The sequence below is a fragment of the Saccharopolyspora indica genome, assembly GCF_027853965.1.
Taxonomy (GTDB): domain Bacteria; phylum Actinomycetota; class Actinomycetes; order Mycobacteriales; family Pseudonocardiaceae; genus Saccharopolyspora; species Saccharopolyspora indica.
Genome location: NZ_JAQGLB010000018.1, coordinates 130,145 through 150,884, shown reverse-complemented (window position 1 = coordinate 150,884; position 20,740 = coordinate 130,145). Strand labels below are relative to the sequence as shown.

The 20,740-nt window shown below is 70.3% G+C and carries 19 protein-coding genes and 1 pseudogene; 8 read left to right on the top strand and 12 right to left on the bottom strand.

The annotated features are described in order from the left end of the window. The first annotated feature begins 13 nt into the window (after positions 1-13). The gene (locus tag OU416_RS30795; RefSeq protein ID WP_270930556.1) at positions 14-268 is read left to right on the top strand and encodes an acyl-CoA carboxylase epsilon subunit; all 255 of its coding nucleotides are present in this window, start codon (positions 14-16) and stop codon (positions 266-268) included. Positions 269-325: 57 nt separating this feature from the next. Then, entirely contained in the window at positions 326-2,089 is a 1,764-nt protein-coding gene (locus OU416_RS30790) for an acetyl/propionyl/methylcrotonyl-CoA carboxylase subunit alpha (protein WP_270930587.1), read from the top strand. A gap of 55 nt (positions 2,090-2,144) precedes the next feature. Here the strand turns inward: OU416_RS30790 and OU416_RS30785 are convergent, their stop codons facing one another. The 5 genes from OU416_RS30785 to OU416_RS30765 form a co-directional block, all read right to left on the bottom strand. After that, positions 2,145-3,341, bottom strand: coding sequence for an MFS transporter (locus OU416_RS30785; protein WP_270930555.1), 1,197 nt, complete (start codon positions 3,339-3,341; stop codon positions 2,145-2,147). A gap of 36 nt (positions 3,342-3,377) precedes the next feature. Further along, a complete protein-coding gene (locus OU416_RS30780) occupies positions 3,378-3,800 on the bottom strand; it encodes a MerR family transcriptional regulator (protein WP_270930554.1) in 423 nt (140 codons plus the stop codon). Between the two features lie 78 nt (positions 3,801-3,878). Next, the gene (locus tag OU416_RS30775) at positions 3,879-4,196 is read right to left on the bottom strand and encodes a DUF1048 domain-containing protein (RefSeq protein ID WP_270930553.1); all 318 of its coding nucleotides are present in this window, start codon (positions 4,194-4,196) and stop codon (positions 3,879-3,881) included. Position 4,197: 1 nt separating this feature from the next. Then, positions 4,198-4,554 carry a DUF1048 domain-containing protein gene (locus OU416_RS30770; protein WP_270930552.1) on the bottom strand — a complete coding sequence of 119 codons (357 nt, stop codon included), beginning with the start codon at positions 4,552-4,554 and terminating at the stop codon, positions 4,198-4,200. Beyond that, positions 4,551-4,877 (bottom strand): PadR family transcriptional regulator, encoded by a 327-nt coding sequence (locus OU416_RS30765; RefSeq protein ID WP_270930551.1) that lies wholly within the window; start codon positions 4,875-4,877, stop codon positions 4,551-4,553. Before OU416_RS30765 ends, OU416_RS30770 begins: the two co-directional genes overlap by 4 nt. Before the next feature lie 275 nt (positions 4,878-5,152). Here OU416_RS30765 and OU416_RS30760 point away from each other — a divergent pair, with 275 nt between their 5' ends. After that, the gene (locus tag OU416_RS30760) at positions 5,153-6,451 is read left to right on the top strand and encodes a family 43 glycosylhydrolase (protein ID WP_270930550.1); all 1,299 of its coding nucleotides are present in this window, start codon (positions 5,153-5,155) and stop codon (positions 6,449-6,451) included. Between the two features lie 40 nt (positions 6,452-6,491). Beyond that, positions 6,492-6,773 (top strand): annotated as a pseudogene (locus tag OU416_RS30755) (DUF885 family protein); the annotation flags it as partial. On the opposite strand, the gene OU416_RS30750 reads toward OU416_RS30755, so the two are convergent. After that, on the bottom strand, positions 6,745-8,619 hold the full coding sequence (locus tag OU416_RS30750) for a CocE/NonD family hydrolase (protein WP_270930549.1): 1,875 nt from the start codon (positions 8,617-8,619) through the stop codon (positions 6,745-6,747). The pseudogene OU416_RS30755 and the gene OU416_RS30750 sit on opposite strands and share 29 nt — an antisense overlap. Before the next feature lie 87 nt (positions 8,620-8,706). Next, positions 8,707-9,483 (bottom strand): ATP-binding cassette domain-containing protein, encoded by a 777-nt coding sequence (locus OU416_RS30745; RefSeq protein WP_270930548.1) that lies wholly within the window; start codon positions 9,481-9,483, stop codon positions 8,707-8,709. A gap of 240 nt (positions 9,484-9,723) precedes the next feature. Between OU416_RS30745 and OU416_RS30740 the strand changes: the two genes are divergently transcribed. After that, positions 9,724-11,577, top strand: coding sequence for an AAA family ATPase (locus OU416_RS30740; protein WP_270930547.1), 1,854 nt, complete (start codon positions 9,724-9,726; stop codon positions 11,575-11,577). A 14-nt stretch (positions 11,578-11,591) separates the two neighbouring features. Continuing rightward, positions 11,592-13,127, top strand: coding sequence for an ABC transporter substrate-binding protein (locus OU416_RS30735; RefSeq protein WP_270930546.1), 1,536 nt, complete (start codon positions 11,592-11,594; stop codon positions 13,125-13,127). 77 nt (positions 13,128-13,204) lie between these two features. On the opposite strand, the gene OU416_RS30730 is transcribed toward OU416_RS30735, so the two are convergent. Beyond that, complete coding sequence (locus tag OU416_RS30730) at positions 13,205-14,017, bottom strand: class I SAM-dependent methyltransferase (RefSeq protein ID WP_270930545.1); 813 nt, start codon at positions 14,015-14,017, stop codon at positions 13,205-13,207. 66 nt (positions 14,018-14,083) lie between these two features. On the opposite strand from OU416_RS30730, the gene OU416_RS30725 reads away from it, so the two are divergent. Further along, entirely contained in the window at positions 14,084-14,704 is a 621-nt protein-coding gene (locus OU416_RS30725; protein WP_270930544.1) for a TetR/AcrR family transcriptional regulator, read from the top strand. A gap of 60 nt (positions 14,705-14,764) precedes the next feature. On the opposite strand, the gene OU416_RS30720 is transcribed toward OU416_RS30725, so the two are convergent. Continuing rightward, positions 14,765-16,018, bottom strand: a complete 1,254-nt coding sequence (locus OU416_RS30720; protein WP_270930543.1) for an amidohydrolase — start codon at positions 16,016-16,018, stop codon at positions 14,765-14,767. 20 nt (positions 16,019-16,038) lie between these two features. After that, on the bottom strand, positions 16,039-17,562 hold the full coding sequence (locus tag OU416_RS30715; protein WP_270930542.1) for an AbgT family transporter: 1,524 nt from the start codon (positions 17,560-17,562) through the stop codon (positions 16,039-16,041). Positions 17,563-17,682: 120 nt separating this feature from the next. On the opposite strand from OU416_RS30715, the gene OU416_RS30710 reads away from it, so the two are divergent. Then, positions 17,683-18,726: an Lrp/AsnC family transcriptional regulator gene (locus tag OU416_RS30710; RefSeq protein ID WP_270930541.1), complete on the top strand. Its 1,044-nt coding sequence runs from the start codon at positions 17,683-17,685 to the stop codon at positions 18,724-18,726. Between the two features lie 32 nt (positions 18,727-18,758). Here OU416_RS30710 and OU416_RS30705 read toward each other — a convergent pair whose 3' ends face one another. Both OU416_RS30705 and OU416_RS30700 read right to left on the bottom strand, forming a co-directional pair. After that, entirely contained in the window at positions 18,759-19,028 is a 270-nt protein-coding gene (locus tag OU416_RS30705) for a hypothetical protein (protein WP_270930540.1), read from the bottom strand. Between the two features lie 527 nt (positions 19,029-19,555). Beyond that, complete coding sequence (locus tag OU416_RS30700; RefSeq protein WP_270930539.1) at positions 19,556-20,686, bottom strand: amidohydrolase family protein; 1,131 nt, start codon at positions 20,684-20,686, stop codon at positions 19,556-19,558. Between the last annotated feature and the right edge of the window lie 54 nt (positions 20,687-20,740).

Below are 20,740 nucleotides of genomic sequence, written 5' to 3'. Positions count from 1 at the left end.
GAGGAGGAGCGCAATGAGCCACGACGCGGACGCGGTGCCGGAGCGGCCGGTGCTGCGCATCGTGCGCGGTGATCCCGACGAGGTCGAGCTCGCCGCGCTGACCGCCGCGCTGACCGGCCTGGCCGCGGCCGGGGCCGCGTCGGCCGAGCCGCGGCCCGAGCCGATGTCGCGGTGGGGCGACCCCGCCGCGGCGGTCCGCCACCCCGCCGGGCGGCGGCCGCTGATCCCCGGCCCGCACGCCTGGCGCGCTTCAGCGCTGCCGGGCTGATCAGACAAGAGTTTTCGCCAGTCCGGCGTCGCGCCGGGAGTTGAGGAGTTGGCCACTGTGGACGTGACGCCGATCAGCAAGGTCCTGATCGCCAACCGCGGTGAGATCGCGGTGCGGGTGATCCGCGCCTGCAAGGACGAGGGCATCGCCTCGGTCGCGGTGTACGCCGAGCCGGACGCGGACGCGCTGTTCGTGCGGCTGGCCGACGAGGCCTTCGCGCTGGGCGGGTCGACCCCCGGCGAGTCGTACCTGAACATCGACAAGATCATCGACGTGGCCAAGCGCTCCGAGGCCGACGCGGTGCACCCCGGTTACGGGTTCCTGTCGGAGAACGCCGACTTCGCCCAGGCGGTGCTGGACGCGGGCCTGATCTGGGTCGGCCCGTCGCCGCAGGCGATCCGCGACCTCGGCGACAAGGTCACCGCCCGGCACATCGCCACCCGCGCGGGCGCGCCGCTGGTGCCCGGCACCAAGGACCCGGTGTCCGGCGCCGACGAGGTGGTCGCCTTCGCCGAGGAGCACGGCCTGCCGGTGGCCATCAAGGCCGCCTTCGGCGGTGGCGGCCGCGGCCTGAAGGTCGCCCGGACCATCGAGGAGATCCCCGAGCTCTACGCCTCGGCGGTGCGCGAGGCCGAGACCGCGTTCGGGCGCGGCGAGTGCTTCGTGGAGCGCTACCTGGACCGGCCGCGGCACGTGGAGGCCCAGGTGCTGGCCGACCAGCACGGCAACGTGGTCGTGGTCGGCACCCGCGACTGCTCGCTGCAGCGCCGCCACCAGAAGCTGGTCGAGGAGGCCCCGGCGCCGTTCCTCAGCGACGAGCAGCACCGCACCATCCACGAGGCGGCCCGCGCGATCTGCGCCGAGGCCGGCTACTACGGCGCGGGCACCGTGGAGTTCCTGGTCGGCCTGGACGGGACGATCTCGTTCCTGGAGGTCAACACCCGGCTGCAGGTCGAGCACCCGGTGTCGGAGGAGACCACCGGCATCGACCTGGTGCGCGGGCAGTTCCGTATCGCCGAGGGCGCGAAGCTCGAGCACACCGAGGACCCGAAGCCGCGCGGCCACTCCATCGAGTTCCGCATCAACGGCGAGGACGCGGGCCGCGGCTTCCTGCCCGCGCCCGGCACCGTGGCCCGCTTCGTCGCGCCGCAGGGCCCCGGCGTGCGGGTGGACGCGGGCGTGGAGTCCGGCAGCGTGATCGGCGGGCAGTTCGACTCGCTGCTGGCCAAGGTGATCGTGACCGGCGCGGACCGGCAGCAGGCGCTGGAGCGCTCGCGCCGCGTCCTCGACGAGATGGTGGTGGAGGGCATGGCCACCGTTCTGCCGTTCCACCGCGCGATCGTGCGCGACCCGGCGTTCACCGGCACCGACGGCTTCACCGTGCACACCCGCTGGATCGAGACCGAGTTCGACAACACCATCGAGCCGTTCACCGGTGGCGCCGAGGCGGAGGAGCCGGAGGCGCGCCAGAGCATCACCGTCGAGGTCGGCGGCCGCCGCCTCGAGGTGACGCTGCCCGCCGAGCTCGCGGTCTCCGGCGCCGCCCCGGCGTCGAAGGCCAAGCCGCGCAAGCGTTCCGCGAGCAAGGCCGCAGCGGCGGTCTCCGGTGACGCGGTGACGGCGCCGATGCAGGGCACCATCGTCAAGGTGTCGGTGACCGACGGCCAGCAGGTCGAAGCGGGCGAGCAGATCGCGGTCCTGGAAGCGATGAAGATGGAGAACCCGGTGACGGCCCACAAGGCGGGCACGGTCACGGGCCTGTCGGCCCAGCCGGGCGACTCGGTCTCCCAGGGCACCACCCTCTGCGAGCTCAAGGAGTGACCGCGATTCGGCCCTGCCCGGCGATCCGGGCAGGGCCGAACCGCGTCAGCCGCGCTCACGCGGGCGTGGCGATCCGGGCGGGTGCGGGAGCCCAGGCGAGGGCGAAGGACAGCGCCATCAGGAGGGCGGCGGCCAAGGGGAGGTGCGGGACGCCGACGGTGCTGATCACCGCTCCGCCGAGCGCCCCGGCGACGCCGGTGCCCAGGTAGAGCCCGGAGATGTTCAGCGCGAGCGCGGTCATCCCCGCGCTCGGACCGGCGGCCAGCAGGATGCTGCCCTGCACCGGCGGTGTCAGGCCCCAGGCGAAGACGGCCCAGAAAGCGATCACCGCGGCCAGCGGGACGATGCCGCCCACACCGCTGAACGCCAGGAACGCGGCGAGAGCCAGGGCGATGGCGTGCCCGCCGATCACGGTCCGCAGGCTCCGGTGCGGGCCCCAGGAATCGGTGACCCGGCCTGCGAGCAGCGCACCGACCAGCCCGGCCACTCCGACCACGAAGAGCAGGAACGGCAGTGCGGTGGCGGAATCCCCGGCGACCTCGCGGGTGTAGGCGGCCAGGTAGGTGTAGAACATCAGCCCGCCGCTGGCGGCGAGGAACGTGACCAGCACGAGCCGCAGCACACCGGGATCGCGCAGCGGTGCGAGGCGTTCGCGCAGCGGGGCGGCCTCCCCGCCGGACACCTTCGGCGCGGTGCCGAACACACCCGCCATCGCGATGGCGCCCACCGCGGCGATCAGCCAGAACGTGGCCCGCCAGCCCATCGCCCCGCCCAGCCAGGTGCCGAGCGGCACACCGGTGAACAGCGCTGCGGTCATCCCTGCCGTGACCACCGCCAGGTAACGACCCTGCTGCTGCGGCGGCGCCCCGGCCCCAGCGGTGGCGAAGGCGGCCGAGGCGATCACCGCGGCGGCCAGCGCGGCAGCGACCCTGGCGGCCATCAGCCACCAGTAGCCGGGCGCGATCGCGGCGGCCGCGTTCGCCACCGCGAAGACCCCGAGCCCGCCGACCACGACCGCGCGGCGCGGGAACCGCTCGCACACCACTGCGAGCGTCGGCGCCCCCACCGCGTACACGACGGCGAACACGGTCACCAGCTGCCCGGCCGCGGCGACGCTCACCCGGAGGTCGTCGGCGATGGCCTGCAGCACCCCGGCGATGATGAACTCATCGGTGGCCGTGGCCAGCAGGGCGAGGAAAAGCACGTACAGCCAGCTCGGGAGAGCGGGCTTGCTTGCGGTGACAGCACTCATGGAACCGCACGCTAAGTACTGACACCGGTGTCAGGGTCAAGCCGCGGATTCCGCCTCGGCGTCGCGCAGCACCTCGCCGAGGTCCTCGTCCGGTCGCCCGGCGCGCAGCGTCGCGATGCGCTCGACCAGCTCGGCCCGGTACCGGGCCAGCTCGGCGGCCTTCGCCTCCACCGCGGCCAGCCGGCCCTCGTACATCGCCAGCACCTCGTCAGGACTGTTCCGGCAGGCGAGGAAGTCCGCGGTCTTCATGTCCAGGCAGGGCGCCACCTTCCGGATGTCGTCCACCGTCAGCCCGGCGCCGAGCAGTTCGCGCACGTTGAGCACGCGGTGCACGGCGGGCTCGTCGTAGACGCGCCACCCCTTGCCGGTGCGGTGCGACTCCAGCAGACCGTGCTGCTCGTAGTAGCGGATCGACCGCCGGCTGGCTCCCGTGCGCTCGGAGAGCTCCCCGATCTGCATGCCTTCTCCTCCCGTTCGTGCGCGGTTCGACCCGATCGTCTCAAAGTCGGCGTGATGCGGGACGGGCGGAGAGCCCGGTCATGACCGGGGCTTTCCGCTGATGGACTGCTGGTAGATCTCGGCGTAGGTGGGGGAGTCCTTGATCAGGCCGTCGCAGAAGGCCGCGACGTCGTCGCCGATGAGTTCCAGGACTCCCTTGCCCGCCGCGACGCCCTCCTCGAAGAAGTCGACGATCTCCGGGAGCAGGGGGCCTTCGGGCAGGTCGACCGGCCCGACCTTGAACAGGTACTTCTGCATCTCCTTGTAGACGATCTGGTAGTCCGGCGGGAGCGTCTTGACCCGCGCCACGTGCGCCCGCCACTGCTTCTTGCCCTCGATGATGTCCTGGATGCCCACGTCAGCCTCCCAGCCGGTTCAGTTTCCTCGCGACGTTCCGGTTCAACTGCTCGCGCCACCGGTCGCGGTAGTCCCGGCTCCGCTCTCCACCGGCCAGCGCCGCGCAGAAGCCCTTGATGTCCTCGCCCAGCACCTCGTGAACGCTCTGCCCGTCCGACGCCGTCTCCTCCAGCAGCCCCAGGGCGCCATCGAGAATCGGCGTCAGGTTGCGGCCCGTGAAGTCCGAGTAGGGCGAAAGGTGCTCCTTGATCTCCGCCCACGCCGCCCGGTAGTCGGCGGGCAACGCCTCGGCCCGGGCTTCGAACGCCTTCCACTCCCTGGTCAGGTCACTTCCCGTGACCGTCTCCCAGAAGTTCATCTCCCGCCCCCTTTGAGCGTGTCGATCCGCGATGAGAGGTACTCCCACTTCGCCCAGAACGCCGCGAGCTCCGCGCGCCCCGCGTCGTTGAGCGCGTAGAACTTGCGCGGCGGCCCCTTCTCCGACGGCCGTTTCGTGACCTGGACGAGTCCGTTCTTCTCCAGCCGCAGCAAGATGGTGTAAACGGTCCCCTCGACGACGTCGGCGAAACCGAGTTCGTTCAGCCGATGCGTGATGGCGTACCCGTAGGTCTCCTCGCTGCTGATGATCTCGAGCACGCAACCCTCCAGCGTGCCCTTCAGCATCTCCGTCAGGTGGTCCATCGCCACCTCCTCCCGGCCCTCTCAGTACTGCGTAACACCGAGTACCAGTACAACGTACCACGGAGTAGCAGGTCGTTGCGAGAACTCCCTCACCTGTTCGCGGGATCGCCGGCAGGGCGATCGGGCAGGACCGCGAGTACGAACGGGTCCTTTCCCCCGGCGCGCGCCGCTCGGTCGAGGTCGGCCCGGTGGGAGCTGCGTAGTGTCGATCACCGGGCTGGTGCGGCGCACCGGCCCGAATCGCGATCTGGCGGAGCACAGCGAGGAGAATGTCGATGCCCGGCCCGAACCTGAACCGACGGACCCTGCTGCTGGGTACCGCGAGCACCATCGGACTGGCGGCCGCACTGCCCGCCGTCACGTGGGCGAAAGAGCTTTCCCCGCAGCAGGAGTACCCGCCGAACTGGCCGGGCGTGGAGCCCTACGGTGCCGCGGACGTCCGCGAGGACCTGTGGCCGCGCAACGACAACTCCCGCGTTCTCGAACTCGAACTCCGTCCGCGCGACCAGGAACTCGGCCGGGTCTGGATCCGGGACACCTACGTCAACTGCTTCGTCGTCGACGGCAAGCCGCGCTACGTCGCCACCGGCACCACCAACGCGGCCGGTCTCAAGGGCCCGGCACCGTGGAACGACGGCATCTTCGTCTGGGTCGCCGACTCCATGGACGGGCCGTGGAGGCTGGTGGACACGACCGGCGTCCGGCCCGACGCGGAGAAGGGCAAGGTCTGGTCGCCGGAGTTCGTCGGTGAGAACGAGCCCGGGCGCACCGTCGTCGCCCCGTGGCAGGAGTACTGGCGCGACGACAAGGGCGACAAGCGCGGCAACGCGTGGGCGCCGGAGGTGCACTACTTCCGCGGCGCCTGGTACATCGTCGCGTGCATGGGCGACCACTCCAAGAAGGTCGGCTCGTTCATGCTCAAGAGCGAGGGCGGCGTCGAGGGCCCGTACCGGGTCGTCAAGGGCAACCTGGACAAGCCGTTCGGCGACCTGGCGCCCGGCGGGCCGGAGTGGATCGACCCGAAGGTCTACTACCACATCGACGGCGGCCTCTACACCGAAGGCGACAAGGCCTGGCTGGTGCTGCACAACCACCTGCACGCCGAATTCCAGGACGACATGGAGGACATCGTCCAGAAGACGAAGCTCCCGCGGTTCGAGCAGGCGGCGTACTCGCCCGAGCCGTACCTCGAAGGCGCGAACGTCATCAAGTACGAGGGCAAGTACTACCTGATGCACGCTGCCTGGAACAAGACGTCCAAGAATCCCGACGGCAGCCAGCGGCACGCCTACACGCCCGAGGGCGAGCGGTACCAGTACGACGCGATCATCGCGGTGGCGGACAAGTTCGAGGGACCGTACTCGAAGCGCTGGACCGCCGGCGTCGGAGCCGGTCACAACAACCTCTTCGTGGACGCCGACGGCCAGCTGTGGGCGACGTTCTTCCGGAACCCGGTCGCCGGCTACTGGGCCGACCCGTCGCGGAAGGACGACGCCGCGGTGGCCGGTGTGGTGCGCATGGAGTGGACCGGCCCGGAGGGCAAGCGCATCTACGTCCGCCGCAAGCAGGGGTGACGTTCGGAGCACATCGGGGGAAACAACGACCAGTACGGCCAGGCTGGTGGTCGACACGGGACTGCACGCGCGGGGCTGCACCCGCCGTCAGGCGGTCGACTTCACGCTCTCGCACACGCTGCTGTCCGAAGTGGACGCCGACGTCGAGGTGGACCGCTACGTCGAGTGGCCCGGCCAGGCGCTGTCGTACATGATGGGGCGCCTGGAGATCCAGCGCCTGCGAGCCGGTGCGGAGCGCGCGCTCGGCGCCGCGCTGCCGATGACCGTGCTGGCCGAGGTCGTCGAGAACTGGGTCACCTCGCGGGGATCGTCGGCAGGGTGAGCAGCGACGGCTGTTCCGGCGAGGTGTGGATGGTCAGCGGGGGCAGGGCCGCAGGCAGGTCGCGCAGGGTCGGGAGCAGGTGCGGGACGTCGTAGGCCTGGACGGCGATGCGCAGCTTGTGGCCGGGCGGGATGACCGCGCCGGTGGGGAAGACCTCGACGTCGACCGGTGCGATCTCGCCCGGTTTCAGCAGGTTCTGGGCGTCCTCGGTGAACGGGTGGTACGGCTGGATCAGCTGTCCGTCGAGGTAGCGGGAGCGGGACTCGTCCAGCGCCCGGTGCGACAGGACCTGCCAGCCGCCGGTGAGGCGGTCGACCTCACCGGTCGGGGACACCGACGACACCGAGACCGACAGCATCCCGTTGCCGGTCGGCGTCGAGACGTTCAGGCGTGCGTTGATGGGGCCGCGCATCCGGAGCGGCTCCAGCACGGGTTCGGTCTCGAAAACCGCGCCGGACAGGTCGTTCCAGCGGTTGTCCTCGCACAGCTTCCCGAGCCCGGCGGCGTTGGGCAGCCCCGCGGTCCACTGGTTGGCCGACCGCGTGCACAGCCCGGAGACCGGGACCGGAGCGACGGTGCTGCGTCCGGGCCCGGCGCCGTCGGCGACCAGCCCGCCCGGAGCGCCGGGGAGCGAAGTGCCGGAGAGCTCGAAGGTGGTGGCGCGTTGCTCGTCGATCCAGTCCTGCGCTCGGTGCCACTGGCCGGAGCCGATCTCGTGCCAGGTCAGCGGCGGGATGTCCGAATCCAGCGCCGGGTCGGGCAGGCCGCGCACGTGGTGGTCGAACCAGCGCAGCTGGAGCTCCTGCAGCGAACCGTGCCCGGCTTCCTCGACGCCCTCGCCGGTGCTGGCCTGCAGGTGGTCCCACGGCCCGAAGATCATCTTGGTGGGCACGCCGCGTTCGCGGAGCCGGTCGAACAGCATCGGAGTGCCGCGCTGGAACAGGTCGTACTCGCCGCCGACGAGGAAGGTCGGCACCTCGATCCGGTCGACCACGTTGATCGGCGAGCGCTCGGCGTAGAACGGCCCGTCGAAAGCCGAATCCAGCCCCAGCGTCGCTGAAAGCAGCAGCGGCGCGGTGAACCCGGTGGCGCCCTGCACCCGCGAGAGGTACATCTGCAGCGCGTTGTCCGGCTCGGCGGGCCCGTAGGCGGGCGGGATCAGCCCGGTCCCGGTGACCAGCCCCAGCCACAGCGGGATGAACCCGACGTCGAGCGCACCACCGGAGGCGACCACATCGCGATAGGTGTCGGCGGCCGGGACCTGCGGGAAGATGGCCTTGAGCCCGGCAGGCCGGCTCGCGGCGGCGTTGAGCTGGCTGATCCCCATGTACGAAGGGCCGTGCATGCCGACCGAACCGCTGCTCCACGGCCGTTCGGCGGAGGAGGCCCACTCGACGACCTCCCCGGCATCGGCGTTCTCCCGCGCGCTGAACGCGGCCCACGAACCACCGGAACTGCCGGTACCCCGAGCATCGACGTTGACCTGCACGTACCCGCGCTTGACGAAGTAGCTGGGATCGCCCATCACGCCGGCCCCGGCCCGGTACAGCACGGCCTTGTTGTAGGCGGTGATGGTCACCAGCACGGGAAACCGGCCCTCCACCGGATTCCCGCCGGCATCGGCCGGCCGCTGGACGTCCCCGCGCAGCACGGTCCCGTCGGACATCGGAATGGCGACGTCGGTCTCGGTGGCGACCCCGGGGTGCTCCTCCCCGCGAGCAGTCCACCCGGCCTGCGCGAACGCGGTGTTCACGCCGGTCACGCCGCCGAAAAAGGTGGCGAGAGCGAGCAACAGAGCCAACCAGCAGCGCCGCATGATGACCTCCCAGCACATCGGGGAGATCAACGATCAGAACCTCCCGGGGTTACGCGCGAACCGGAGGTGTGCGGGGCGGGACGGGCTGCTCCTGGCTCGGATCGGTGAGCGCCTCGGTCACGCCATCGTCCGTGCGACGCACGATCTGCAGGACTGGCCGAGCGGATGGAAGAAGCCCTGCACGTAGGGAACTTCGAGGGCATGCATCTCGGCTGGTGGTCCGGCGGCGATGGTGCGGCCATCGCGCATGAACACCATCAACTCGGCGACGCCGGTTTCGGTCAGCAGTGCGACGTCGTGGGTGATGGCCAGCACGGCAGCACCGGTATCGGCGTAGGCGCGCAGAGTCGCCCACACCCGGTGGGCAGTGGCCGTGTCGAGGGAAGCGCTGGGCTCGTCCACGACGAGCAGTTCGGGGCCCGGCAGCAAGGCCGCGGCCAGCGCGGCCCGCTGGATCTGCCCGCTGGAGTGCTGGTGCGGATGCAGATCGAGCACCTCGGACGGGTACAGCGCGGCCTCGCAGGCATCTTCGACGCTCCGACCGCGATGCAGCCGTTGAAGCTCGCGCAGCTGCGCGCCGACGGTGCGCTCCGCTGCGAACGCTGCGACCCCGGATTGCGGCACCAGTCCGATGGTTCCGGCGCGGAGCTTCCGCCACTGCCGCTGATCTCGCACGACCGCGCCGTTGATGCGCACGTCCCCGGTGCTGCGCGCAGCTGGGGGAAGCTGCCCCGTGAGCGCGGCGGCGACCATGGACTTGCCGCACCCGGATTCACCGAGCAGCGCGGTGATCCGGCCCGCCGGCACCACGAGGTTCACCGAGTCCAGGACGGTTTCGCTCCACCGGCCCGTGTCGACGTGAACGGTCAGATCGCTCAACTCAGCGGTGTGCATCCGTTCCCCTCTGCACGTGGCACCACGATCGGCGGATACCTGACCACGGGTACGGGCAGGACTGCTCCGAGGGCAGGATAGACCGGTACGACTCAGTCTCGTAGAACTCGGTGATCAACCGGTTCGGGCGGAATGTCATCAGAGCGGCGGCGTGGGCGGATTTTCGTTTTTCGCTTGACTTGCGACCGTGGGTGACGGGACAGTTACCCGCTGGCTTGATCACGGGGGTGGGTGGGCCGGATGGCTGGTGGTGACGGTTTAGCCGGGCGTTCTGGAGTGGTCGAGGACCTCGTCGGCTCGTGCGTGCGGCGGGAAGCGGCGGCGGACCGGGGGTCTGAGCTGCCCGTCGTCGTGCTGACCGGGCCGCGGGGGAGCGGGAAGACCGCGGCGCTGGCCGACATCCTGGAGCGGTGCCGGGACCGGGTGCCCTACGGGCATTCCGACCTGGAGCGGCTCGCCAAGCCGCCCCGGGCGATCATCACCCAGCTGGCCTTCAACCTCAGCCGCAAGTTCGAGGGCCAGCCGCGCATCCAGTTCCGCCAGCTGTGGTTGTGCACGCTGGTGGAAGGCGCGGAGCTGAACCCGGAGAACCGGGAGAAGGCGCGGGCTCAGGTGCGCCAGGCGCTGGCGTCCGATGCGGAGTTCTCCGCGCGCACGTACAGCGTCGTCAGCGACGTCGCTGACAAGGCCGCGCAGGCCGGGGTGATTCCGTGGTGGTCGTCGCTGGCCGCCAGCACCCTGCTGCACGGCGTCGAGGCGCTGCGCTGGCGGAACTGGCTGCGCCGGGCGGCCAAACTCCGCGATGCCACTCCGCAGCGCTCGCCGAACCTGCAGGACGTGCTGGTCGACATCGGGGTCGCCGACGACGATGTGATGGACGAGGTGTTCTGCGCGGCGTTCCTCGCCGACCTGCGGGAGGCCTACCGGGGGCGAGCTGCCGGGCGGCGCAAGGCCAACTGCGTGGCGCTGCTGGACAACGCCGACTCGGCCGGTGGTGTGCGGCTGCTCGACCTGCTGCTCGACATCCGCCAGCGGCACCGGCAGGACCCCGATCCGCTGGTGGTGGTCGCCACCAGCAGGCAGTGGCGGCCGAAGTGGGGACCGCAGGGCAGCGCGCGGACCCCGGAGCAGGCCGGTCTCGACGACTGGGCGCGGCACCGGGAGATCGACCTCGGGCCGAATTCGTGGTGGTACCCGGTCGAACTGCGCGATCTGACGCCCGCCGAGGCGGTCGAAGTCGGCCGGTTCGGCGGTGGCACGGCACCGTTCGTGCACGGGCTGACCCGCGGCCACCCGTGGGGGACGCGGGAGATCCGCTCCGTGCTCGGCGAGCAGGCCCCGGGCCCGGCGATGCGGGCGTTCCTGGAACACCGCGGTGCCGACGAGATCTCGTTCGCCGAGCGGGCGCGCGACTACCTGCTCCAGGACTTCGATCCCGTGCAGCGGGAAGTCCTGGTCAGCCTGTCGGCGGCGCCGAACCTGGAGCTGGCGACCAGGGCGCAGGTCCGGCCCGGTCGCGACGACGACGCGGATGTGCTGCACGAGATCCGCAAGCGGCTGTGGTCGGTGCTCGACGGGGAGAACCGGATCGCGCTGCACCCCTGGCTGCGCCGCCTGCTGCTGCACGAACTGGCCGGGCGTCCCGACGATCACGAGGAGCGCTGGGTCGTCGTGCACGACCGGCACCGGCAGCACCACAAGGAGAACGGCAACACCCCGCTGGCGCTGTACCACGCGATGGCGCTGGGAGACCTGGGCGCGGTGGTGGCGCACCTCCAGCGGCAGTTCGAGCAGATCGAGACGGAGACCGACGTGGCGCCGTGGCTGGCGCGGCTGGAGCTGATCACCGCCGCGCCCAACCGGTTGCGCACCGACCGGGAACCCCGGGAGCAGGTCGAGGAACTGGCGCGGTTGGTGCCGTCGGCGGATGCGGACCTCGCGCGGCTGGTGGCGGCGAAGTGGCTGATGTCGGATCCGCTCGGCGATCCGGGGCGCACGTTGCGCGGCATCGCTCGCAGCGAGTTCGAACAGCTGGCGCGGCAGGCCCGCGCGGGTTTCGTGGTGTTTTTCGGCGAGAGCGAGAAGTACGCCTGACCTGGAGGCATTCGGTGGCGAACTACGTGGATCGGTCGTGGTGGCGGAAGCACCGGCTGAAGGTGCTCGCCGTGGCGTGCGTGGTGGCGCTGGTGGCCGGGGCGACCGCGTACGTGATGTGGCGGTCGGGGCGTTGCGCTGACGGCATCGTCCGCGTCGAGGGCGGCGAGTGCGTCGGCATGACCGACGGTTCCTACTCGTTCGACGAAGAGGACGATCGCCTGCGCAGCGTCATGGAGAAGATCAAGGCCGAGAACGACCGGGTGCTTCAGACCGGTGATCCGTACGTCAGCATCGCCTACTTCGCGCCGATGACGTTGGCCGCCGAGACCGACACGGTGACCGCGGTGTCGACCAAGAACTCGTTGCAGGGCGCACATCTCGCGCAGTTGCGGGCCAACAGCACCCGTGAAGTGGACGGGAGCCTACCGCTCATCCGCCTGCTCCCGGCCAACCCCGGGAGCAGGGCGGAGCACTGGGAGCCGGTGGTGCGGCAAATAGTCGAGGCCCAGGAGACCGAGCGGCTGGTGGCGGTCGCCGGTCTCGGGCAGAGCCACGACACGACCGCGGCGGCGATCGGTGAACTCGCCGAGCACGGCATCCCGATGGTCGGGGCCACCATCACCGCTGACTCGTTCACCGAAGCGGAGAAGCGGGGCGAGTTCATCGGCTTGATGCGCGTGGCCCCGTCGAACTCCGATCAGATCAAGGCGATCGTGCAGCGGTTGCAGGACACCCAGCGCGCGATGCTGGTGCAGGACATCAACCAGTCGGACCTCCTCGCCGATGACCTGGCCAAGGCGTTCAACTCCGAGTACCCCGAGAACGGTCGGCAGCTGACCCCCACGGAGAACTACGACTCCAGTCGCGGCACCGCGAACACGTTCCCGTCGATGGTGCGCAACATCTGCATCTCCAGACCGGACGCGATCTTCTTCTCCGGCCGCTACCACGATCTGACGCTGCTGATGGAGGCGTTGCAGGGCCGACCGTGCGAGGACCTGGAGCTGCGGGTGCTCACGCTGGACAGCGTGGTGGAGATCGCCGGTGTCGAGGAGGTGCGCAAGAGCCTGGCACCCAACACGTCGCTGGAGTACACCCACCTGTCCAGCCCGCTCGCCTGGCGCGTCAAACCCGAGGCGTTCGATGCGGGCGCAGTGCGCTATTTCGACGCCAACTACGGCAAGACCTTCCCGGACGACCGCAACGCGGGGGACGGCATGGCCATCACGTCCTACGACGCGATGGCGGTGGCGATCACGGGAGCCCGGCGCGCGGCGAGCGGTCCGGAGGCAGGTGCACTAGTCACGGCGAACTCCGTGGCCGAGCAGTTCCTGCAGATGAAGGGCGCTAACGCGGTGGCAGGTGCCAGCGGTTGGCTCTCCTTCGAGACCAGCGATTCGGGAGGCACCGGCGACCGGCACCGAGGGCACCCGGAGGCCAAGGCGTTCTCGGTGTTCACCTTCTCGGCGGGCGACCGGCGGCCCACCGAGGACATCCTCCCGGAGGTGGTCTCGGCAACCGGCCAGGTCTTCACCTACCCGCGCTGATCGGACGAGCGGTGAAGGGCACCCTTAGGCAAGTATGTTGCTAAAAGGTGCCCTTCACCGCCGCGCTCCTTCGCCGCTCACCGGATTGCGCTGGTCAGCCAGACGGTTCCGCTCACCTGCACGCCCTGCGGCGTTTCGTGCGGCTGGAGACCGGTGGCCAGCTCGCCGCGAAGGCGGTCCACAGTGGACGTATCGACGTCGCGCAGGTTGAACTGGACCGGTGCCAGCGAGCAGATGAAGTCCGCCGCGTCGGCGGCGTTGCGGCCCAGGTTCTCGGTGGCCCGCACCTTCTCCACCGCGATGTCCCGGAATCCGGCCGCGTCGAGCACTTCGTCGATGCGGTCCGGCGTGGCCAGGGACATCATGCCGCTCGACGCCGGGGACGGCCGGGTCATGAACTCGGCCAGGGCGCTGGTCGCGCGGGCGTAGTTGCCAGCGGGATCGGGTGCGGTCGGGCTGATGAACGCCAGTCGGCCGCCGGGGCGCAGCGCGCGGCGGATGTTGGCGAAGGCCGCGACCAGGTCGGCGAAGAACATCACCCCACCGCGGCTGATGACCACGTCGAAACCGGCCTCCGGGAACGGGTGGACCTGGGCGTCGGCCTGCACGAACTCGATGTTGTCGAGGTCGGCCGCATCGGCGCGGGCGCGCGCCACCATCGCGGCGGAGATGTCGACGCCCACGGCGCTCTTGGCCCGGCCTGCCGCCAGCCGGGTGGTGCTCCCCGGGCCGCAGCCGACGTCGAGGACCCGATGATCTGCGCCGATGCCGGCGGCGGCGAACAGCGGTGCGTTGAAGTCGTCGAGCATTCCGTCGTAGCGCTCCGGCCGCGACGCCCAGAGCTGGCCTTCCCAGCCGTTCCAGGCCTCGGCCTGCTGGATGTTGGTCACGGGACTCCCTCCCGAATTTCACTAGAGTCGCTCTCTAGTGTTCAACTCCAGTTATAGACTCCGCTCATGAGTCCGGTCAACAAACGGGCCGAGAAGGCCAGGCAGACACGTGCGCGGATGCTGCGCGCGGCGGGCGAGCTGTTCGTGGAGCGCGGCTACGGCGCGACGCCGCTGCAGGACATCGCCGACCGGGCCGGAGTGGCGGTGCAGACCATCTACTTCACCTTCCGCAACAAGCGGAACCTGCTGAAGGAGGTCGTGGACACCGCGATCGCGGGCGACGACGAGCCGGTCGCGACGATGGACCGCCCGTGGTTCCGCGACGCGCTGGAGGCCGAGACCGCGGAGGCCCACCTCCGCGCCCACGTCGCGGGCACACGCCAAGTCCTGCAACGGGTGGCGGAGATCGTCGAAGTGCTGCGCGTAGCAGCGGCAGTGGACCCGGAAGTGGTCGACCTGTGGCCGAAGGGCGAGAACCCGCGCTACACGGTCCACGCGGAGGCGGCGGAGTCCCTGGTCGCCAAGCCCGGAGCACGGCCGGACCTGTCCGCCCCCGAAGCGGCCGACGTCCTGTTCGCCCTGCTCAGCCCGGAGCTCTACCTGCTGCTGGTGCGAGATCGGGCGTGGACCCCCGAACGCTGGGAGCGGTGGGCCTGCGAAACCCTGCGCCACCAGCTCATCCGGTGAACCGGTGAAGGGCACCTTTAGGCAAGTATGTTGCTGAAAGGTGCCCTTCACCGGGGCTCGTCAGCGGCGGATGAGGTGTTCGAGGGTGTCGAGGGCGACTGGTATCGAGCGCTCGTCGATGTCGAAGAGGGGGTTGTGGTGGGGTGCGGTGTTGCCGCCGCCGACCGTCATGTAGGTGGCGATGCCGCCGTTGCGCTGGACTTCGCGGGCGAACAGGCTCGCGTCGTCGCTGCCGCCCATCTGCTTGAAGCCGTCGGCGGTGGTGGCTTCCGGGAGTTCCGCGGCGATGGCGTTGATCGCGTCGACCAGTTCCGCGTCGCAGTCCATCGTGGCCGAACCGCCGGTCTCCACCACCTCGACGGCGACTCCGTGCATTTCGCCGGAGCCGCGCAGAGCGGCCTTGATGCGCTCGGTCAGCGAAGCGCTGACCTCGGAGTCCGTGGAACGGGCCTCCAGGGTCATCCGCGCCCAGGAGGGCACGATGTTGACGTTGTCGCCGCCGTGCAGCGTGCCCACGTTGATGCGGGTGTCCGCGGTGGAGTAGCGCGGTAGCGCCATCACGTTGAGCAGTGCGCTCGCCGCGGTGACCAGCGCGTTCGCGCCCTGCTCCGGGGCGCCGGCGGCGTGCGCCGCGGTGCCGGTGAAGGTGGCGCGCATCTTGGTGGTGGCCAGCAGGCCCTGGATGCCGCCGCTGACCCTGCCCGCCGGTTCGTCCAGGCCGAGGTGCACGGCGACGAACCGGTCCACCCCTTCGACCGCGCCTGCGGCGAGCATCGACGCCGCGCCGCGCCCGCCTTCTTCGGCCGGCTGGAAGAGGAACCGCGCGGTTCCCGCGAAGTCGTCGTCGGCGACCAGCCGGCTGGCCAGGCCGAGGCCGATCGCGGTGTGGCCGTCGTGCGCGCAGGCGTGCATCGCTCCGTAGTCGCAGCGGAAGCCGTTCGCAGCAGGGGCGTGCTCCGGGCTGTCCGACTCGGCCAGCGGCAGGGCGTCCATGTCGAAGCGCAGCCCCCAGGTGGGACCCGGGCGGTTGCCGCGCACCTCGGCGATCACGGCGGTGCCGGACTCGATTGCGCGCGCGACGTTCTCGGCGTCCGCACCGGTGCGCACCGCGCGCTCGCCGAACAGCTCGCGCTGCTGCGCGGTGGGGTAGTCCACGACGGTCTCAGCGCGCATCGCCTGCTGCCCGGTCAGCGGCTCCAGGCCCAGTTCGCGCAGGCGCGACACGACGATGCTGGAGGTGCGGATCTCCAGGAACGCCGGTTCGGCGTACCGGTGGAAGTCGCGCCGCAACGCCACGAGCTCGTCGAAGTGCATCATCTCTCCTCTGCGGTCGGTTACAGCCGGATGCCCGAACCCGGGCCCACCGGCAGGTCGAAGAAGTAGAAGACGGCCAGGATCAGCAGCCACATGGCGAAGAACGGCAGCACGAACACGCTCAGCCGGGCCAGCAGCGTGCCCAGCTGGGTTTCCGGCTGGTACTTCCGGTTCACGCTGAGCAGGATGTAGACGTAGGCGTTGAGCGGGCTGACCGCCTGGGTGGTGGAGTCGCCGATCCGGTACGCGGCCTGGATGAAGGCCGGGTCGTAGCCGAGGATGGTGAAGGCCGGGATCATCACCGGGGCCAGCAGCGACCACAGCGCCGAGCCGGACGTGATGAACAGGTTCGCCACCGTGGCCAGCAGCACCATCACGATGATCGCCGGGAACCCGGTCAGGTGCGCGGCGCGCAGGCCGTCGGCCGCGCCGATCGCGATCAGGGTGCCCAGGTTCGACCAGGTGAACAGGGCGATGAACTGAGCGGCGACGAAGATGAACACGATGTAGCCCGCCATGTCCTTGACGGTCTCGGTCATCATCCGCGGCACGTCGGCGCGCTCGGCGACCGTGCCCGCGGTCAGGCCGTGGGCGAGCCCGGCCAGCAGGAAGGCGATGATGATCAGCGGCACGATGCTGTCCAGGAACGGCGAGGGCACCAGCTCCCCGGCCTCGCCGCGCAGGAAGCTGCCCGGCACCAGCCAAGCGCCGAAGGCCACCACCGCGTAGCCGACCAGCACCGCGAACGCCCGGCGCACTCCCTTGCGCTGCCGCGCGGTGAGCTCCGCGGTCGGCTCGCCATCGGGGTCGCTCCACGGGCCCAGCCGCGGCTCCAGGACCCGGTCGATCAGGAACCCGCCGACCAGCGGCAGCAGCAGCCCGGCGGTGGCCGCGAAGAAGTAGTTCATCGCGATGTGGGTGTGCACCTCGACGCCGAGCGGGGCGATCTGGACCGCCTTCTCGGTGATGCCCACCAGCAGCCCGTCCAGCGATCCGACCAGGATCCCGCCGCCGTAACCCGTTGCGCCGCAGGCGAAAGCGCCGATGAGGCCGGCGACCGGGTGGCGGCCCGCGGCCTTGAACATCAGCGCCGCCAGCGGCGGGATCACGATCAGCGACGGATCCGACATGACGTGCGCCTGGCACGCCACGAACGCCACCGCGTAGGGCAGCAACCAGCGCGGCGCGCGGCCGAAGACCAGCGTCACCGCGGCGGACAGGAAGCCCGTCCGCTCGGCGAAGCCGACCACCAGCATCATCGCCAGCACGGTGCCCAGCGGCGGGAAGCCGATGAAGTTGTCCACGAAGTTTGTCAGGAACCAGACCAGTCCCTCGGAGCTGAGCACCGCGCGCACCGGGACCGGTTCGGCCTTGCCGGGAACGTCCACGGTGATGCCGAAGGCGGCCACCGCGGTGGAGATCACCGCCAGCGCGGCGAGCAGGTAGACGAACAGGAAGAACGGTTCGGGCAGCTTGCCGCCGACCCGCTCGATGCCTGCGAACACCCGGTCCAACCGGGTCTGCCGGGTACGCGCTGTGTCCATGTGTGCTCCGGGCGATGTCGTGCCTTCCCGCAGCTCGGCCACCGCGGTTGGCGGCAAGCGTGGACAGCGCACCAGCACCGCTGCTTGGATTGCCGGAAATCGTCACATGAGGGTTCGTGCATGCAAGATTCGTCCAGCCTCGACGAGCTCGACCTGTCGCTCGTCAACGCCGTGCAGATCGCCCCGCGCGGTTCCTGGCAGGTCATCGGGTCGGTGCTGGGAGTGGACCCGAGCACCGTCGCCCGCCGCTGGCAGCGCATCACCGAGCAGGGATTGGTGTGGGTGACCGCCTACGCGCGGCTCACCGCGCCGTCGGCGTTCGTGCTGGGCTGCGTGGAGATCGACTGCCGGCCGAGCGAGCGGGACCGGCTCGCGGTGCTGCTGGCCCGGCTGCCGCAGGTCGTCTCGGTGCACCACGTCGGCAGCGGGCGCGATCTGCTGGTGCTCATCAACGCGCGGAACCTGCCCGCGCTGTCGCGGTTCGTGCTCGACGAGCTCAGTCATCACCCCGGGGTGCGGCGGACGAGCGTGCACACCGCGACCGCGGTCTTCGGCGAGGGTGTGCAGTGGCGGCTCAACGCGCTGTCGCCTGCGCAGCGCGCGCAGTTGGCCGCGCATGCGCCTCCGCGCGCGAAGCAGGGTGTGCTGACCGAGGAGGACCGGGACCTGATGGTCGCGCTGAGCACCGACGGCAGGCGGACGGTGGCCGAACTGGCCGAGCTGACCGGGGCGAGCGCGTCGACCGCGCGGCGGCGGTTGGCCAAGCTGGTCGACCGGGGACTGGTGTCCCTCCGCTGCGAGGTCGCGCAGAGCCTCACCGGGTGGCCGGTCTCGGCGATCTTCTGGGCCAACGCGCCCGCCGATGAGCTCTCGGCGGTCGGCCGAGCGCTGGCCGAGCTCCCGGAGATCCGGTTCTGCGCCGCGGTGACCGGCGAGCACAACCTGGTCATGATCGTCTGGCTGCGCTCACCGGAGGACTGCCAGCGCCTGGAGGAACGCCTGGCCGCCCGCCTGCCGTCGCTGTCCCTGGCAGAACGCGCGATCACCCTTCGCCAGCTGAAGCGGCAGACCCGGGTCCTGGACGACCTGGGGCGCGGCACGGAGGTCGTGCCCACCGACCCGTGGGCAGAACTCCGCCTGCCCGTCCTGGACGGGTCCGGGTGAGAGGATGGCGCATTTCCGGGCGAGGTCTCGGCTCACTGGAACGGGCGCTTGAGCGCCTGGATGCGCACGTCGTGGAGCGATCGCCGTTCGTTCTCGTCGTAGTGGTCGTCCGGCGGCCGTCCGGCCTCCGGGTTCTCCCCGTCGGCCGCGTCATCGGCCTCGTGGAAGGCGTGGGCCTCGGCAGCGAATGCGTACGACTCGTAGGCGGCGGAGCTCTCCTCAGCGCTGTGCATCAGGCCGGAGACGAGCACCACGAGGAGCACGCACAGCGCGACTGGAGCGCTGAGTCGACCAGTTCGCAAATCCGGTGCTTGTGAAATGTTCTTGAGCACGGCAACCTCTCTCTGGGAGATCTTGTCAGTGCGGCGAGAACAGCAGTGGTCCCGTGTCGTGACCTGCATCGGTTCGCGCAGGTCGGTTCTGAAATCAGTATTGATATCCCCGAATCAGGGGTCAACCGATGTTCGTGGAGAGCTCCAACACAGGACTTTTGTCAATTGACAGCCCGTCGCGAACGCGATATCGATCGGGTCCGATGTTGTGGGCAGGCGGACGTGCGAGCTTGATCGTGCACTGCGAAGTTTGGGTAAATGTGCTGTTCAGGGGATTGCTGGGCTGCTTTCTCCGGATCTTCGGCCACATTTGCCGCAGTGCGGGAATGGTGCGCGCACCGTCGGTGTTGCTCTTGTGCTCTGCCCGAATAGCGCGGTGGATCACGCGGATTCGGGGAGTCCGAATTCCGTTTTCGGAGTGCCGGTGTCCGAGGGAGAAGTGCGCACCGCTGTGAATCTCACCGCACAGCTGTCCGGCCGAGTGGTGTCAAGAGGCGCTATCGCTGATCCAGGCGGTAGATGCGGCGGGCGTTGTCGCGTCCGATCATCCGGGCCACGCGGATCGCGTCCGAAGCGGACCATTCGTCCGCGGTCACCCACTGGGCCAGTGCGGCGCGCATTCCGCGTCGCCACAGCAGGGCGCCGAGGTGGTGCAGTTCCGGTGGGCCCCATGCGTCGGAGGAGAACAGGAGCTTCGCGAACGGCGCGAGCTCCAGGGATTCGGCCACCACCGCTGCCGAGCGCGCGCCGGTGTGGTTCACCGCGAGGCCCACGTCGAAGTACACGTGCGGGAAGGCCTGCGCGAGGTAGCCGGCGTTGCGGTGGTAGGGGTAGCAGTGCAGCAGCAAGAGGTCCACGCCGTGCGGTTCGACCAGCTTGATGAACCTGGTCAGCAGCGCCGGGTCGCAGCGGTGCAGCTCGATGTCGGGATCGCCGTACCCGGCGTGCAGCTGCAGCGGCAACCCGCGGTCGACGCCGGACCAGAGCAGGAACCGCAGCAGCACCGGGTCGTCCACCCGGCCTCCGGTGCGCAGCCAGCGTCCCGCGGCGGCGACGACTTCGGAGGTCGACGGGCGCTGCGGGTCGAAGTCGAAGCCGAAGCGGTAGGCGACGACGCTCTTGAGCCCCACGGCATCGACCGTGCGCTCCGCCAGCAGCTCCGGGAACCGGGCCGGCAGCTCCTCGGCGCTCACCTCGCTGCGGGCGAGGTCCTCCAGCACCGTCTCCAAGCGCACGACCTCGTCCGCACGCGCGCCGGAGGACGCCGCCATCTCGGCGGGGGAGAGGATCGCGTCGCCCTCGTAGCCGGTTTCCACCAGGAAGTGCTCGACGCCGCTGGCCGCCAGCAAGCGGCAAGTGACCTCGTGGACGCCCAGTTCTTCGCGCCGTGCCACGTAGTCGGCGGCGTCGGCGTGCGGTGGCAGCCCGAGCACGGGAGCGCACCAGCGGCGCACCGCGAACCCCAGCTGCGAGTCGAACTGCGTCATCCACCCCGGTATCGGCCGATCCGACTCGGTGAGCATCCCCTCCAGCCCGGCCCGGTCGACAGGGCTCCGGAGCGCCCCGTGCACGTGGTGATCCACCAGCGGCAGCTCATCAACGGCCGCCGTCAACTCATCGATAGCCATGACCCCTCCGCTCCGGAACCCCCGCCGTGACCACAGTTTCCACGGTGAGCACCG

Excerpts from the sequence above, each read along its gene's own strand:
- OU416_RS30795 (WP_270930556.1), top strand. The coding sequence starts at position 14 with ATGAGCCACGACGCGGACGCGGTGCCGGAGCGGCCGGTGCTGCGCATC.
- OU416_RS30785 (WP_270930555.1), bottom strand. The coding sequence starts at position 3,341 with ATGAGTGCTGTCACCGCAAGCAAGCCCGCTCTCCCGAGCTGGCTGTAC.
- OU416_RS30780 (WP_270930554.1), bottom strand. The coding sequence starts at position 3,800 with ATGCAGATCGGGGAGCTCTCCGAGCGCACGGGAGCCAGCCGGCGGTCG.
- OU416_RS30770 (WP_270930552.1), bottom strand. The coding sequence starts at position 4,554 with ATGAACTTCTGGGAGACGGTCACGGGAAGTGACCTGACCAGGGAGTGG.
- OU416_RS30765 (WP_270930551.1), bottom strand. The coding sequence starts at position 4,877 with ATGGACCACCTGACGGAGATGCTGAAGGGCACGCTGGAGGGTTGCGTG.
- OU416_RS30760 (WP_270930550.1), top strand. The coding sequence starts at position 5,153 with ATGCCCGGCCCGAACCTGAACCGACGGACCCTGCTGCTGGGTACCGCG.
- OU416_RS30745 (WP_270930548.1), bottom strand. The coding sequence starts at position 9,483 with ATGCACACCGCTGAGTTGAGCGATCTGACCGTTCACGTCGACACGGGC.
- OU416_RS30740 (WP_270930547.1), top strand. The coding sequence starts at position 9,724 with ATGGCTGGTGGTGACGGTTTAGCCGGGCGTTCTGGAGTGGTCGAGGAC.
- OU416_RS30725 (WP_270930544.1), top strand. The coding sequence starts at position 14,084 with ATGAGTCCGGTCAACAAACGGGCCGAGAAGGCCAGGCAGACACGTGCG.
- OU416_RS30720 (WP_270930543.1), bottom strand. The coding sequence starts at position 16,018 with ATGCACTTCGACGAGCTCGTGGCGTTGCGGCGCGACTTCCACCGGTAC.
- OU416_RS30715 (WP_270930542.1), bottom strand. The coding sequence starts at position 17,562 with ATGGACACAGCGCGTACCCGGCAGACCCGGTTGGACCGGGTGTTCGCA.
- OU416_RS30710 (WP_270930541.1), top strand. The coding sequence starts at position 17,683 with ATGCAAGATTCGTCCAGCCTCGACGAGCTCGACCTGTCGCTCGTCAAC.
- OU416_RS30700 (WP_270930539.1), bottom strand. The coding sequence starts at position 20,686 with ATGGCTATCGATGAGTTGACGGCGGCCGTTGATGAGCTGCCGCTGGTG.